Annotated in this window: 14 protein-coding genes; 2 read left to right on the top strand and 12 right to left on the bottom strand. The window is 66.5% G+C overall.

What is annotated here, in order from left to right:
* Positions 1–13: 13 nt before the first annotated feature.
* Complete coding sequence (locus tag ACTAQI_RS02610) at positions 14–544, top strand: MarR family winged helix-turn-helix transcriptional regulator (protein WP_457949355.1); 531 nt, start codon at positions 14–16, stop codon at positions 542–544.
* 70 nt (positions 545–614) lie between these two features.
* On the opposite strand, the gene ACTAQI_RS02605 is transcribed toward ACTAQI_RS02610, so the two are convergent.
* The 7 genes from ACTAQI_RS02605 to ACTAQI_RS02575 all read right to left on the bottom strand — a co-directional run bounded on the left by ACTAQI_RS02605 (position 615) and on the right by ACTAQI_RS02575 (position 8,584).
* Positions 615–1,067 (bottom strand): helix-turn-helix domain-containing protein, encoded by a 453-nt coding sequence (locus ACTAQI_RS02605; protein WP_018771597.1) that lies wholly within the window; start codon positions 1,065–1,067, stop codon positions 615–617.
* Between the two features lie 165 nt (positions 1,068–1,232).
* The gene (locus ACTAQI_RS02600) at positions 1,233–1,712 is read right to left on the bottom strand and encodes a CinA family protein (protein WP_457949354.1); all 480 of its coding nucleotides are present in this window, start codon (positions 1,710–1,712) and stop codon (positions 1,233–1,235) included.
* A complete protein-coding gene (gene pgsA, locus ACTAQI_RS02595) occupies positions 1,709–2,353 on the bottom strand; it encodes a CDP-diacylglycerol--glycerol-3-phosphate 3-phosphatidyltransferase (RefSeq protein WP_457949353.1) in 645 nt (214 codons plus the stop codon). Before pgsA ends, ACTAQI_RS02600 begins: the two co-directional genes overlap by 4 nt.
* Before the next feature lie 17 nt (positions 2,354–2,370).
* Positions 2,371–5,262 carry a DNA translocase FtsK gene (locus tag ACTAQI_RS02590; protein WP_457949352.1) on the bottom strand — a complete coding sequence of 964 codons (2,892 nt, stop codon included), beginning with the start codon at positions 5,260–5,262 and terminating at the stop codon, positions 2,371–2,373.
* Between the two features lie 140 nt (positions 5,263–5,402).
* Positions 5,403–7,094, bottom strand: coding sequence for a ribonuclease J (locus ACTAQI_RS02585; RefSeq protein WP_441862058.1), 1,692 nt, complete (start codon positions 7,092–7,094; stop codon positions 5,403–5,405).
* A gap of 40 nt (positions 7,095–7,134) precedes the next feature.
* Positions 7,135–8,043 carry a 4-hydroxy-tetrahydrodipicolinate synthase gene (dapA, locus tag ACTAQI_RS02580; protein WP_457949351.1) on the bottom strand — a complete coding sequence of 303 codons (909 nt, stop codon included), beginning with the start codon at positions 8,041–8,043 and terminating at the stop codon, positions 7,135–7,137.
* Positions 8,044–8,101: 58 nt separating this feature from the next.
* Complete coding sequence (locus ACTAQI_RS02575; protein WP_457949350.1) at positions 8,102–8,584, bottom strand: hypothetical protein; 483 nt, start codon at positions 8,582–8,584, stop codon at positions 8,102–8,104.
* Positions 8,585–8,732: 148 nt separating this feature from the next.
* On the opposite strand from ACTAQI_RS02575, the gene ACTAQI_RS02570 reads away from it, so the two are divergent.
* A complete protein-coding gene (locus ACTAQI_RS02570; protein ID WP_457949349.1) occupies positions 8,733–9,983 on the top strand; it encodes a heparan-alpha-glucosaminide N-acetyltransferase domain-containing protein in 1,251 nt (416 codons plus the stop codon).
* A 96-nt stretch (positions 9,984–10,079) separates the two neighbouring features.
* On the opposite strand, the gene ACTAQI_RS02565 is transcribed toward ACTAQI_RS02570, so the two are convergent.
* The 5 genes from ACTAQI_RS02565 to ACTAQI_RS02545 all read right to left on the bottom strand — a co-directional run bounded on the left by ACTAQI_RS02565 (position 10,080) and on the right by ACTAQI_RS02545 (position 13,812).
* Positions 10,080–11,084, bottom strand: a complete 1,005-nt coding sequence (locus ACTAQI_RS02565; RefSeq protein WP_457949348.1) for a TM2 domain-containing protein — start codon at positions 11,082–11,084, stop codon at positions 10,080–10,082.
* A gap of 378 nt (positions 11,085–11,462) precedes the next feature.
* A complete protein-coding gene (locus ACTAQI_RS02560; protein WP_457949347.1) occupies positions 11,463–11,936 on the bottom strand; it encodes a hypothetical protein in 474 nt (157 codons plus the stop codon).
* Between the two features lie 3 nt (positions 11,937–11,939).
* Positions 11,940–12,710, bottom strand: a complete 771-nt coding sequence (gene dapB / locus ACTAQI_RS02555) for a 4-hydroxy-tetrahydrodipicolinate reductase (RefSeq protein WP_457949346.1) — start codon at positions 12,708–12,710, stop codon at positions 11,940–11,942.
* 111 nt (positions 12,711–12,821) lie between these two features.
* Complete coding sequence (locus tag ACTAQI_RS02550; protein WP_457949344.1) at positions 12,822–13,310, bottom strand: molybdenum cofactor biosynthesis protein MoaE; 489 nt, start codon at positions 13,308–13,310, stop codon at positions 12,822–12,824.
* The gene (locus ACTAQI_RS02545) at positions 13,300–13,812 is read right to left on the bottom strand and encodes a MogA/MoaB family molybdenum cofactor biosynthesis protein (RefSeq protein WP_457950973.1); all 513 of its coding nucleotides are present in this window, start codon (positions 13,810–13,812) and stop codon (positions 13,300–13,302) included. Before ACTAQI_RS02545 ends, ACTAQI_RS02550 begins: the two co-directional genes overlap by 11 nt.
* Positions 13,813–13,828 lie beyond the last annotated feature (16 nt).

Genomic DNA, 13,828 nt, shown 5'->3' with positions numbered 1-13,828 from the left:
TAGAATTATTGCCATGAGCAACCCCCCGGATCTCCCGCCGCTGCAGGACACAGGCAACGATGCCGCCGACTCCGCGCTGCAGAATGTCGAACACCAAATCAGTCTCTTTTGGCGGCGGGCCCGGGCCATCTCCAACCAACTCTCACGCGAGGTCCATCCGGACATGGAGCCGGCTGCGTACGGGCTGTTGACGGTTATCCGCAGGGAAGGGCCCATCCGGCTCACCGAGCTTGCCATGAACATCGGGGTGGGCAAGCCGTCGGTCAGCCGCCAGATTGCCTTCCTCGAAAGCCTGGGACTGGTGTCCAAGGAAGCGGACCCGCTGGACCGCCGCGCACAGTCCATCCGGCTCACGCCAAAGGGCGAAGAGAAGATGCACCAGGTGCAGGACGCCCGTCGCCAGGTCTTCCAGGAACGGCTTCGCGAGTGGCCGGTGGCTGACCTCCAGGAACTGGCCCGTTACATGGCCAAGCTGAACTCCACTTATGAGCGCGACGGGTTCCCCAGGGAAGCTGCGGACGCATCCCGCACACAGGAGGACTAGAAAACGAGAGGAAGCCCCCGGCCAGGCCGGGGGCTTCCTGCGTTCACGTCCCACCTTCGGTGGGGCGCCTTTACCGGGCGCCGGAGAGAAGGCCCGTGGACAGTTCGTCGTTCAGTTCAGTGTTGAGGTCACGTTCCAGGTCACGGCCGTAACGCTGGGAGAATTCCTGCGGGACGGTGTCCGGAACTGCGACGCCTTCGGCTACTGCCACGCGGTCGCTGACCTCACGGAGCATGCTTGACAACGGAACATCCAGTGCCGAGCAGATCGAGGACAGAAGCTCCGACGATGCTTCCTTCTGGCCGCGCTCCACTTCGCTGAGGTATCCCAGGGAGACACGGGCGCTGTGCGAAACTTCACGGAGCGTACGCCCCTGACGCTGGCGGACATCGCGCAGGACATCACCAATTTCGTGACGAAGTACTACCATCTTGCGCTCCTTCTGTTCGCTCTTAGCCTGTTCGGCGAGGCCCACATCCTTCCAGCGGACAACGCCGTTCACGGATACGGGCTGCTTTACCATCTGTATCGCCTTGCTCCCTCATTGGTCAGGTCCGCCGCCGGCGAACCCGTCTTGGTCATTTCATCCTAGGCGCCTCCGCTATCCGGAAGCGACACAATGTAATAACTAATCGGTACCGGCTTTTGTTCCCGGTAACTTTACGCGCGGTAACTTCGCTGGCGAAGGTCAGGCAGACAACGCCTCAAGGAGCCTTTCCAGGGCGGCGCCGCAGGCAGCGGCGCGAATGTCCGGCCTGCTGCCGGTGAAGGAATACTCGAACCCGGCGGTTCCGGCAGCGGTGGCAATCCCGATGTAGACCCGGCCTACGGGCTTGCCATCGTGGGCCTCAGGACCTGCAACGCCCGTGGTGGAAACCCCGACGTCGGCGCCAAGGACAGTGCGCGCCCCGGCTGCCATGGCGCGGGCAACATCGGGGTCGACGGAGCCGGCACGGGCCAGAAGTTCGGCGGGGACGTGCAGTACCGCGTCCTTCACGGAGTTCTGGTAAGCCACCACCCCGCCCTGCAGCATGCCGGAGGCGCCGGGGGTGTCGGCCAAGACAGCGGAGAGCATGCCTGCCGTCAGTGATTCCGCGGTGGCAACGGTCTGTCCCGACTCGAGCGCCTGCCTGACGGCCTGTGCGGCCAAATGGTGGAGGTTGCTCATGCCTGTTCCTGTCCTTCCACGGTCCCTGCCTGGCGCTTTCCCCTGGCGCGCAGGCGCAGGGCTTCAACCACGTATTCGGCGCCGGTCCACAGCGTGATCGCCACCGCGGCCATCATGACGGCGAATGCCACCCAGGACATCCACGGTGCGAACGCACCGAACGGCAGCAGGTACAGGAAGATCGCCGCGGTCTGCACAACGGTCTTGAGCTTGCCACCGCGGGAAGCGGGGATAACACCGTAGCGGATCACGAAGAAGCGCAGGGCGGTGATGCCCCATTCCCGGACCAGGATCACCAAGGTCGCCCACCACGGCAGTTCACCCAGCAGGGACAGCATCACCAGCGCGGAGCCGATGAGGAGCTTGTCGGCGATGGGGTCGGCGATCTTGCCGAAGTCCGTGACGAGGTTCCGGCTCCTGGCGATATCGCCGTCGAGCTTGTCCGTGTAGATGGCGACGGCGAACGCCGCCACCGCTGCCCAGCGCCAGGGTCCGGAGACGCTGTGCAGCCCTGGCGCGTCCGCCACGAGGAACCAGACGAAGAACGGGACCAGCGCGATGCGGATCATGGTCAGGACATTGGGAAGGTTCCAGACCCCGGCACGGCCCTGGCCGGCGGCGGTTGCATCAGTGCTAGTCACGTTTCTAGGCTACCGGGCTAGCGTCCGGTGAGGGACCAGGCGTCTTCGGAGCCGTCCTCGTCATCGCCGTAGCCGCCGGGAGCGGAATCGGAGCCGTCGTAATATTCGACGTTCTGCTTCCTTTTGTCCAGGTCCGCGGCCACCAGGTCTTCGGCGTAGCCGCCCTGGGCGATGTTGGCGTTCGCATTGTCACTGAGCGCGGCTGTCTGCGAATCGGGGGCTGCCGGCGCCTCCTGGCCCTTCATGGCGGCCAGGACGGTGGCGAGGTCGTCCGGTTTGACCAGCACGTCGCGGGCCTTGGAGCCTTCGGAGGGTCCCACCACTCCCCTGGACTCGAGCAGGTCCATGAGGCGGCCTGCCTTTGCGAACCCGACGCGGAGCTTGCGCTGCAGCATGGAGGTGGACCCGAACTGGGTGGTCACCACCAGTTCTGTGGCCTGCAGCAGCACCTCGAGGTCGTCCCCGATGTCGTCGTCGATCTGCTTCTTTTCCGCCTCAGGCGCCACATCGTCACGGTAGACGGCCTGAAGCTGTCCCTTGACGTGTTCCACCACCTTGTGAATCTCCGACTCGGTGACCCAGGCGCCCTGGACGCGCATCGCCTTGGAGGCGCCCATGGGCAGGAAGAGCGCGTCACCCTGGCCGATGAGCTTCTCGGCGCCGGGCTGGTCAAGGACCACGCGGGAGTCGGTGACGGAGGACGTGGCAAAGGCCATGCGTGAGGGCACGTTGGCCTTGATCAGGCCCGTCACGACGTCGACGGAGGGCCGCTGCGTGGCGAGCACCAGGTGGATGCCGGCGGCACGGGCCAACTGGGTGATGCGGACGATCGAGTCTTCGACGTCGCGCGGGGCCACCATCATGAGGTCGGCAAGTTCATCGACGATCACCAGCAGGTATGGGTAGGGCCGGATGACGCGCTTGGAACCCTCAGGCGGGATCACCTTGCCGGCGCGGACGGCCTTGTTGAAGTCGTCGATGTGCTTGAAGCCATAGTTGGCGAGGTCGTCGTACCGGGCGTCCATTTCCCGCACCACCCACTGCAGGGCTTCCGCAGCCTTCTTGGGGTTGGTGATGATGGGCGTGATCAGGTGCGGGACGCCTTCGTAGGCGGTCAGTTCCACACGCTTGGGGTCCACCATGACCATGCGCACTTCGTCGGGGGTGGCGCGCATAAGGATGGACGTGATCATCGAGTTCACGAAGGACGACTTACCGGCACCGGTGGCACCGGCCACCAGGAGGTGCGGCATCTTGGCCAGGTTGGCCACCACGTAGCCGCCCTCCACGTCCTTGCCCACGCCCATCACCATGGGGTGGTCCGTTCGGCGTGCATTCTGGCTGCGGAGGACGTCGCCCAGGGAGACGGTTTCGCGGTCAGTGTTGGGGATCTCGATGCCGATGGCCGATTTGCCGGGGATGGGGCTGAGGATCCGCACGTCGCTGGACGCCACAGCGTAGGAGATGTTCTTGGACAGCGCCGTGACACGTTCCACCTTGGTGCCGGGCGAGAGCTCGATCTCGTACCGGGTAACAGTGGGGCCGCGGCTGAAGCCGGTTACGGTGGCATCGACGTTGAATTGCGTCAGGGTGTCGGTGAGCGCGGCGACGACGGCGTCATTGGCCTCGGTGCGCTCCTTTGGAATGGATCCCGGGGTCAGGAAGTCCGACGCAGGCAGGGTGTACGTGACATCGCCCGCGAGCGAGAGCTGCTCGGTCCGCTGCGGGATGGGCACGGGGGGCGGAGCGGGCGCCACAGGGTTCGAGGGCACGGTGGGTGCGGAGCCCGATTTACCGGGAGCAGCCGCGCCGGGGATGACCAGCGGAATGGCCTCGGTGGCGTTCTCCGGCGGGGACGCCTGCGGACCGGCGCCCAGGCCCTGGGCCGCCTTGATCTTTTCGACGGCGATCTCCGCCTGGGTGGGCCGACGCACGCCGGGCGCGGGCGGCGCGGGTTCGCGCTCGTCGTCGTCAATGACGGCGTGCTCGAAGGCCTCGTCACCCACGTAGCCCTCAAGGCCGGCGTCGGACTCCTGGTCCTTGCCGAAGAGCTTGCGCCTCTTCTTTTTGGGCGCGGCCGGCGCTGTCCGTTCGAGGTAGCTGCGATCGTGGGTATCGCCGGGGTGTTCCTGGTCCATCAGGTCGATGCCCATGAGGTGCTCGTAGGCTCCGCGAAGGCGGCGCGGGATGGCCGTGAACGGGGTGGCGGTGATGATCAGCAGGGAGACGAAAGCGAGCAGGCCGTAGAGGGCCACGGGCACGGCGGGGTGGATGGCGGCCAGCGGTGTGGCGGCCAGGAAGCCGAGCATGCCGCCCGCTTTGCGGAGGCCGTCGAAGCCGTCGGCAACCGTGGGCTGGCCGCCAAGGATGTGCGCCAGGCCGCAGCCGGCGAACGTCATGATCAGGAAGCCGATGCCCACCCTGTTGTTTCCCCGGCCGTCGGAGGGCTGCCGGAACAGCCGGAAGGCGCAGACGAACAGCATGAGCGGAAGCAGCAGGGAAATCCAGCCGAAGGTGCCGTTCACCACGGCGTAGACGGCGTCCGGGAACCAGCCCGTCAGGCCCCACCAGGCGAAGGTGGCGATGAAGACGCCCAGTGCCAGGTTGAACAGGGCGGCGCCGTCGCGGCGGTCCTCGGCGGGAAGGTCACTGACGTCGTGGCCGATGCGGCGCACTCCCCCGCCCACCAGGTGGCCCACTCCCAGCCATGCTCCGCCTACCACGCGCAGCAGCCACGGCTGGTGGTGTTCGACGGCGGGAAGCTGGCGGGTGCGGGCGGTGCTGGACGAGCCGCCGCGCCCTGCCTTGCTGGCGGTTGAGCCGGTTCCGCGGCCGGTGGAGCTCCCGGATTTGCTGCCGGAGCTGCCCCTGCCGGTACCTTTGGGCGCGGAAGTAGTACGTGTGGCCATAGTAGCCACGGTACCGGAAGCATGCTGTGATTCCGGGGATATCGGGGCCGGGCCCATCCCCGGCACCTGCAGTTAAAGACCTCCGGCCCGCACTCCTGCCTGAAGCGGGGAGTACGGGCCGGAGCCGGCGGCAGGGGCGGTTAGGCCTCAAGCACTACCGGGATGATCATGGGCTTGCGGCGGAGCTTCCGGTTGACCCAGGTGCCCACGACGCGACGCACCACCTGCTGGAGCTGGTGGCTGGTGTGATCGGCGTGGTTCTGGACTGCTTCCTCCAGGGCCGCGTTGATCTTGGGGATGATGTCGTCGAACACCGAATCGTCCTCGGCCACGCCACGGGCGTGGATCTCCGGACCGGACACCACCTTGCCGGTGGCGCGGTGGACGACCGTGATGATGGAGATGAACCCTTCGTCGCCCAGGATGCGGCGGTCCTTGAGGTCAGCATCGGTGATCTCGCCCACGCTGGAGCCGTCCACATAGACGAAGCCAACCTCCACCTGGCCCACAATGTCTGCCTGGTGGTCGCGGAGGTCGATGACGGTGCCGTTGTCCGCGAGGATGACGCTTGCTTCCGGCACGCCGGACTCAATGGCGATCTTGCCGTTGGCGATCAGGTGGCGGGTTTCACCGTGCACGGGCATGGCGTTCAGGGGCTCGAGGATGTTGTAGCAGTAGAGCAGTTCCCCGGCGGCGGCGTGGCCGGATACGTGGACCTTGGCGTTGCCTTTGTGGATCACATCCGCGCCGAGCTTGAGGAGGCCGTTGATGATCCGGAACACCGCATTCTCATTGCCCGGGATGAGGCTGGACGCCAGGATGACGGTATCGCCGTCCCCCACCACCACCCGGTGGTCACCGTTTGCCATCCGCGACAGTGCCGCCATGGGCTCACCCTGGGAGCCGGTGGACATGAGCACCACGCGGTTGTCCGGAAGGTTGTCGATGTTCTTGATGTCCACGATGAGCCCGGCCGGGACGTCCAGGTAACCCAGTTTTTCGGCGATGGCCATGTTGCGAACCATGGAGCGGCCCACGAAGGCCACCTTGCGGTTGTGCTTGGCCGCCGCGTCGAGGACCTGCTGCACGCGGTGGACGTGGGAGGAGAAGGACGCCACGATGATGCGCTTGGTGGCCTGGCCGAAAAGCCGCTCCAGCGTGGGACCGATTTCCTTCTCAGCGGTGGTGAATCCGGGGACGTCGGCGTTCGTGGAATCGGACATGAAGAGGTCAACGCCCTCTTCACCAAGCTTGGCGAAGTGCCGCAGGTCGGTGATGCGTCCGTCCAGCGGCAGCTGGTCCATCTTGAAGTCGCCGGTGTGCAGGACCGTGCCGCCGGCAGTACGGATGAACACGGCCAGGGCATCCGGAATGGAGTGGTTGACGGCCACGAACTCGCATTCGAACGGCCCGAATTTCTCCACCTGGCCCTCTTCGACCGTCAGCGTGTAGGGCCGGATGCGGTGCTCCTGCAGCTTCGCCTCGATCAGGGCAAGGGTCAGCTGGGATCCCACCAGGGGGATGTCGTTGCGCAGGCGCAGCAGGTACGGCACGGCGCCGATGTGGTCCTCGTGGCCGTGGGTGAGGATCACGGCCACGACGTCGTCCAGCCGGTCCTCGATGTAGGAGAAGTCGGGCAGGATCAGGTCAACGCCGGGCTGGGTTTCCTCGGGGAAGAGGACGCCACAGTCAACGATCAGCAGTTTGCCGTCGATTTCGAACACGGCCATGTTCCGGCCGATCTCCCCCAGCCCGCCGAGCGGAACGATCCGCAGCGTGCCCTGGGGCAGGCGCGGAGGGGTGACGAGGCCGGTAAGGGCAGTTTGGGTCATAGTGCACTTCTTTCCAGGCGGAAGGGTGCCGGTCTTAGCCTCAGGAGAAGACCAGCCCCGCTTCCGCCAAATCCCCGCGGATGGTTTCGATCTCGGTTTCGTCCGGCTCCACGAGGGGCAAACGGACAATCGAGTTGGGCAGGACTCCCTGCCATTTAAGAATCTGTTTGGCTGCCACGGCCCCCTGGACACGGGTCATGGTTGCGCGGACCACGGGCTGCAGCTCGAAGTTGATCTTGCGGGCAGTCCCAAGGTCGTTGGCATTGACGGCATCAATAAGTTCACGGAACCGGCGGGTGGCCACATGGGTGGTGACACCCACCAGGCCAACAGCGCCCAGCGCCATCCACGGAAGGGTCAGCCCGTCATCGCCCGAGTAGAAGAGGAGGTCGGTTTCGGCCATGACGCGGGTGGCTGCGGCGAGGTCGGCCTTGGCGTCCTTGACAGCGACGATATTGGGGTGCTGTGCCAACCGGATCATGGTGTCGGGTTCGATCGGGATGGAGGACCGGCCGGGGATGTCGTACAGCATGACGGGTACGTCCACGGCGGAGGCGATGGTCTCGAAGTGGGCGCGGACACCGGCCTGGCTGGGCTTGTTGTAGTAGGGGGTCACCAGGAGGAGGCCGTCGACGCCGAGGGCAGCAGCCTGCTGGGAGAGGTGCACCGAGTGCGCGGTGTCGTTGGTGCCGGTACCGGCAATGATGGCAGCGCGGCCGCCCACGGCGTCCTTCACGGCGCGGAACATGCCGAGGTTCTCTTCGTCCGTCAGCGTGGAGGTTTCACCGGTGGTGCCGGTGACCACCAGGCCGTCGCAGCCGTCGTCGACCAGCTTGCTGGCCAGCGCTGCCGCCTGGTCGTAATCCACTGCGCCGTCCTTGGTGAACGGCGTGACCATGGCGGTCAGGAGGGTACCGAGGGCAGGGATATGCGCAGAAGAGTCAGCCATGGAAAAAACGTTACCCTGTCCCCGGCTGGTTAGGACAATGCCACGGGCGTGACAAGCGTCAAATACGGTGCGGCCGGGGCTGTGGCGCGTCCGCACCGGCATGGCAATAGCGGCCGACGGCGGACTGCCGGAGGCCCTCAGCCCAGGACGCGAGCCGCTGCGCTGCCCGCACATAGTGGAACAGCTCCGTGGGCGTCAGGGCGTCGATATCGGTTTCCGCAAGCCGGCGGGCCAGTTCCGCCCCCTCCGGCTGGGCAGCCAGGCTGATGCCTTCCCGTTCCCAGGCGACGTCCTCGGCCGGCCGGCCGGAGACAAGCTGGCGGAACAGATAGTCCACCACCCCCGGACTCATTGCCCTCAACAAGCCGCCCCCGGCGTCAGGATCGCCGGACGGCACGCCGGTGCCTAGACCTTGCGGCAGGCTTCCTGGCTGCGCAGGTCCTGACGACGTTGTCTTTGACTGGGTCTTTGACTGGCCATGTCCCGGCTGCTGGTGCCCCCGCCCCTGCGGTGCAGGGGCGCCGGATGATGTCATTTCCATGGCTGCCATAATATTCGAACATATATTCGAATACAAGGACGTGGCTGCACCCGCGGGACGAGGGGCGCCGTCCACGGCGGAGCCCCCGGTCAGCGGCGCATCCTGCTGTGACAAGCCGCCCCCGAGGCGCATGTGAGACGATCTGGTCATGACGTCCCGCACCCCGGCCACCCGGTCCCGCAAGACCCCAGGCAGGCCACAACCGGGGCGCCTCAGGGGCATCGACGCGGCACGCGGCGTGGCACTGCTGGGCATGATGGCCACGCACCTGCTGCCGACGTTCGAATCGAATGCCAACCTCACGCCAACCTGGATCGGCCTCACGTTCTCCGGCCGGGCCGCCGCCCTTTTCGCCGTGCTGGCCGGCGTGGGACTTGCCTTGTCCACTGGAAAGGACAAGCCGCTGGCGGGCACCGAACTCTCCGCGGCCCGGCGCGGCGTGGCACTGCGCGCCCTGGTGATTGCCGCCGTCGGACTTACCTTGGGCGGCCTGGACGTGAATGTGGCCATCATCCTGGTCCACTACGCCGTTCTGTTCCTGTGCATCCTCCCCTTCCTGGGCCTGGGAGTGAAGCCACTTTGTGCGTGGGCTGCCGGCTGGATCCTTGCATCGCCGGTACTCGCGTACCTGCTGCGGCCCTGGCTGCTTGCCCCGGAGCCACCCCTGAAGCTGGGCCACAATCCGGGCTGGGAGGACCTCGGAACGCCGTGGCGACTGCTCGCTGATGTGTTCTTCACCGGCTACTACCCTGTATTCCAGTGGCTGTCCTATCTGCTGGTGGGACTGGCGATCGGCCGCCTGGTCCTCGCCAAGGCACTGGTCCCTGTACTGCTGCTGGTGGGCGGAACCGTGGTGGCCATCGCAGCCAAGACCCTGGGTACAGCAGCCATGGAGGACTGGGGCGGACGGGCAGCGCTGGAAAAGGTCCTCAAATCACCGGGCTACCCGCTGGGCAGCGTGCTGCAGGTGAACCTGACCGGGCTCTCCCAGGAGGGCTCCTGGTGGTGGCTGGCGTCGGCCGCCCCGCACTCGGCAACTCCGCTGGACCTGCTGCACACCTCGGCAGTGGCGGCCGCCGTCATTGGCGCATGCCTGCTCCTGGGGCGCCTCGCCGAATGGGTGGACCTGGACCTGCTGCTGCCGCTGCGGGGAGCCGGCGCCATGACGCTGACCCTGTACACCGTCCACGTCTGGGTGGTCTCCAGCTTCTACCTGAAACCCCTGCCGGCGGGGTGGACCGAGGACGGGATGTACTTTGCCCAGGCGGCCACTGCCATTACTATCGGCATTGTCTTTGCACGGCTGTCGTGGCGCGGCCCTCTCGAATGGGCCGGCCATGCGGCAAGCCTGGTAGGCCGGGGTGGCTTAAAGGCCCTGAACTCCGGGCTCCACGCCTGACCCACCTACTTCGCCTGGCATAAACAAGAACCCGCGGCCCCACCACAGGGTGGGGACGCGGGTTCCGTTCCGAAACCGGATGCCGGGTCTGGCCGGCTACTGCGGCGTCAGGGTGAAAGTGGCCGTCTTGTCGCCGTAGTCATCATTCAGGACAACCTGGACCGGGCCCTTCTTCACATCGAACGCAATGACGCCCTGGCGGACATCACCGGCACCGACCTCATCGGTGGGGAGTGCCCCCAATCCATCGTCCAGGTAGACCAGCTCGCTCTCTTTCCCATCGGCGTCAAAGACCTTGAAGTTCGAGGGACTGGAGAAGCTGCTTCCGGTCAGCGTCTCCCAGGAAACCTTGACCGCCAGGAAGCCGCCGTTCTTCGGCTGCATGTAGGTCATGCCGGGAATCTCGGCGGTGTAGATGGAGTCCAGGACGCTGATCTTTACGGTGTTGCCTTCGGACACGGTGGCCACAAAGGAGTTTGCACCGGCGGCAGTGCCACCCGACGGGGCGGAGCCATTAGACGGGGCGGAGCCATTTGACGGGGCGGGCGCTGCCTGGGAGGCCGGCGGAAGTCCGGGAGTCGCGGGGATCTTCCGGGCGTCAAGGGCAGCACCGAGCATGGCCATGGACATGATGGTCAGCAGGATTCCGGTGATGATGCTCACCAGCCAGACCACCCCCGTGATTATCCAGGCCTTCTTCTTGTTCTCCGGATAGCCCTCCAGCGGGCGGCCATCCTTGTCCCGGGTGTTTCCCGCCAACGTCATGATCAGGTCCACGATGGCCCAGATGCCCAGGCCGCCGGCCGTCAGCAATTTGGCGACGCCCGAGCCGATCTTGCCAAGGTAGAAACGGTCCGCACCGAAGGTGCCCAACAGGAGGGACAGGATCCAGGTTGTCACGAAGGACTTCCCCGGGCCGTCGGAGTAGGGAGCGCTGCCATGGAATCCCGGCTGGTATTCCCCCTGCGGACCTGCAGGGTATTTCCCTGCGGGATACTGCCCCTCAAAAGTGGGCTGTCCGCCGAAGGTGGACGGTGCGGGCGGAATCGGCGGAGCTGACTGTCCGCCTTGTGGCGGGTGCGGGAAATTCGGGTGGCTCATGGATGGTCCTTCTGTCCGGGATGCGGGTGCGTGGGTGCGAGTGCGAGTGCGAGTGCGGGTGCGAGGTGCACGCTGCAGGGATGCGGGTGGTTTCAGCGGGTGGGATGCGCGCAGCGTCAGGCGGCCTCCGGCTTCCCGGCGCGCAGGAGGGGCAGGTGCGGTGCGGGGATGGGTGCTGCCCGGGGTCGGGGCCTGGGGTGCTGCTGAGCCACGCCCGTGGCATGGACATCGCCAACCTCATGCTTTCCCCCAAAGCTAAAGAGTGTTTACTAAATAAACCTACCGCGGGCGGCACAGAACTGCGATGGGCAGAAATGCCCATCGCAGGAAACCAGCGGGCTACGGAGACTGCTGGGCCAGCGCCTGTCCCAGGAGGGACTAGGACGCGGCGGTGAAGAGCTTCACCGCGTCACGCATGGATGCCCGCGCGCGTTTGCGGTCCCCGGCCGCATCATAGGCACAGCTCAGCCGGAACCAGGAACGCCAATCGTCGGGAGCGGCCTCGGCTTCAGCCCGGTATTTTTCGAACTCCGCGTCTGCCGCGGCCCGGACGATCCGGCCACCGGGTGTACGCGGGAGCTCATCCACGGGCAGGCCGCCTTCGGCTTCCAGGACCTTGGCCATCTGCTCGGTGCGGGCACCGAACATCAGCTCGCGGATCAGGGCCCAGGCACCTACGACGGGCAGCACCAGGTAGGCGGCGCCAATGGCCTTGGCCGTCAGGTTGCTGTCTGCAAGGAGCAGGAGGGAGCGTTGGAAGGACACCACCAGGTAGAAGACCAGCAGGAGCGTGACCGCTCCCACCCAGATTTTGGTGCGGTTCTTCCGGAAGCCGGCAACGAGCCCGTTCACCGCTTAGAGCCCCAGGTCCAGGTAGCCGTCCAGGCCGACCGTGAGGCCGGGGTGTGCCGCGACGTTGCGCACGCCCAGGAGCACGCCGGGCATGAACGATGCGCGGTCGAACGAATCATGGCGGAAGGTCAGCTGCTCCCCTGGACCGCCCAGCAGGACCTCCTGGTGCGCCACGAGGCCGCGGAGCCGGACGCTGTGGACGCGGATGCCGTCCACTTCGCAGCCGCGTGCGCCCGGACGTTCGCTGGTGGTGGCATCCGGGCTGGGCGGAACCTGCGCTGCGCTGCGTTCCGCAGCAATGAGCTGGGCAGTGCGGACCGCGGTGCCGGAAGGTGCGTCCACCTTGTCCGGATGGTGCAGCTCGATGACCTCAACGGACTCGAAGTACTTGGACGCCTTCGCGGCGAAGGCGGAAGCCAGCACCGAGCCCAGGGCAAAGTTCGGTGCAATGAGTACGCCCGTTTCCGGGTGCCCGGCCAGGAGGGACTCCAGTGCGGCCAGGCGGTCCGCGTCCCAGCCGGTGGTGCCCACCACGGCGTGGATCCCATGCTCGACGGCGAAGCGGACGTTGGCTTCGGTGCTTTCGGGGACCGTGAGGTCCACCAGGTACTGGGCACCGGAGGCCGTCAGCTGCTCCAGCGAATCACCCCGTCCCAGGGCTGCGACGAGCTTCATGTCAGGCGCGGCGTCAATGGCCTTGACGGCCTCGGCGCCCATGCGTCCATTGGCACCAAGGACGGCCACCAGCTTGGGAACGGGGTGTTGTTCGGTCATGGCATTAACCCTACCGGCGGGACGGGTGGGTACAGGAACCGGGCAGCGTGCGTTACCTCGCAGTTGGGGGCACGTACGCCGTCCGCGCGGGCCGCCCGGCCGAGCGCAGCATCAGCTGCCTGCGCCGACCCATTCCACTGTGCCGTCCGCGAAGAACTGTTCCTTCCAGATGGGCACCTGTTCCTTGATCCGGTCCACCAGTTCGGAGCAGACCGCAAAGGCCTGTCCGCGGTGGGCAGCGGATACCGCGCACACCAGCGCCGGATCCCCGATCTCCAGCATCCCGATCCGGTGTGCGGCCCAGATCCGGACGGGCTGGCCAGCCTTGCCCGCGGACGTCTCCGCGGCCGCGTCCTCCACCACCGCGTTCTGCTCGGCAACCAGCCGGGCAACGACGTCGGCCATCACCTGGTGGGCCGAGGGATGCGCACTGTAACTGAGCCGCTCAACGGCCTTGCCGCCGTCGTGGTTGCGGACCACGCCGCTGAAGCTGACCACTGCACCGGCAGTGTCACTCTCCACCGCGGCGATTGCCTGGTCAACGGAGATGGGGCCCGCACTCAGGACGGCCCGCACTACCTCGAATGCTTCAGTGCCCATGTCCGCCTTCCAGCTGGTCGCAGAGGTGCCCGATCACCGGGTCCAGGACAGTCAACCCGTCCATGACGCCCTTGGGCGACCCGGGCAGGTTCACGACAAAAGTCCGCCCGGCGGCGCCGGCGTAACCCCTGCTCAAAGCAGCGAGCGGGGTTTTGGCAGCGCCGGCCCGCCTGATCGCTTCCATGATTCCCGGGATCTCCCGGTCCAGCAGCGGCAGGGTAACGTCGGGCGTCCGGTCGTCCGGGCTGAGGCCGGTGCCGCCGCTGGTGATGACGACGGCGGGATGCTGGGTCAGGAGCGCCCTGATGGCAGCGCCCACGGGCTCGCCGTCGGGGACCACCATGGCGGGGAAGACGTCGAAGCCGTGTTCCGTGAGCCAGTCGGTGATGACGGGACCGGTTTCGTCGTCGTAGATCCCGGCGGCAGCGCGGGTGGAGGCAATGACGACGCCGGCCTTGCGCCCCTGCGCCTCGCCGTGCCGGTGGGGTTCGGGGACGTGCACGATGTTGGGGGTGGTG

The sequence above is a fragment of the Pseudarthrobacter sp. alpha12b genome, from assembly GCF_054130495.1.
This window is presented reverse-complemented; position numbering and strand designations above follow the sequence as displayed.

Excerpts from the sequence above, each read along its gene's own strand:
- ACTAQI_RS02610 (WP_457949355.1), top strand. The coding sequence starts at position 14 with ATGAGCAACCCCCCGGATCTCCCGCCGCTGCAGGACACAGGCAACGAT.
- ACTAQI_RS02605 (WP_018771597.1), bottom strand. The coding sequence starts at position 1,067 with ATGGTAAAGCAGCCCGTATCCGTGAACGGCGTTGTCCGCTGGAAGGAT.
- ACTAQI_RS02600 (WP_457949354.1), bottom strand. The coding sequence starts at position 1,712 with ATGAGCAACCTCCACCATTTGGCCGCACAGGCCGTCAGGCAGGCGCTC.
- ACTAQI_RS02590 (WP_457949352.1), bottom strand. The coding sequence starts at position 5,262 with ATGGCCACACGTACTACTTCCGCGCCCAAAGGTACCGGCAGGGGCAGC.
- ACTAQI_RS02585 (WP_441862058.1), bottom strand. The coding sequence starts at position 7,094 with ATGACCCAAACTGCCCTTACCGGCCTCGTCACCCCTCCGCGCCTGCCC.
- dapA (WP_457949351.1), bottom strand. The coding sequence starts at position 8,043 with ATGGCTGACTCTTCTGCGCATATCCCTGCCCTCGGTACCCTCCTGACC.
- ACTAQI_RS02575 (WP_457949350.1), bottom strand. The coding sequence starts at position 8,584 with ATGGAAATGACATCATCCGGCGCCCCTGCACCGCAGGGGCGGGGGCAC.
- ACTAQI_RS02570 (WP_457949349.1), top strand. The coding sequence starts at position 8,733 with ATGACGTCCCGCACCCCGGCCACCCGGTCCCGCAAGACCCCAGGCAGG.
- ACTAQI_RS02565 (WP_457949348.1), bottom strand. The coding sequence starts at position 11,084 with ATGAGCCACCCGAATTTCCCGCACCCGCCACAAGGCGGACAGTCAGCT.
- dapB (WP_457949346.1), bottom strand. The coding sequence starts at position 12,710 with ATGACCGAACAACACCCCGTTCCCAAGCTGGTGGCCGTCCTTGGTGCC.
- ACTAQI_RS02550 (WP_457949344.1), bottom strand. The coding sequence starts at position 13,310 with ATGGGCACTGAAGCATTCGAGGTAGTGCGGGCCGTCCTGAGTGCGGGC.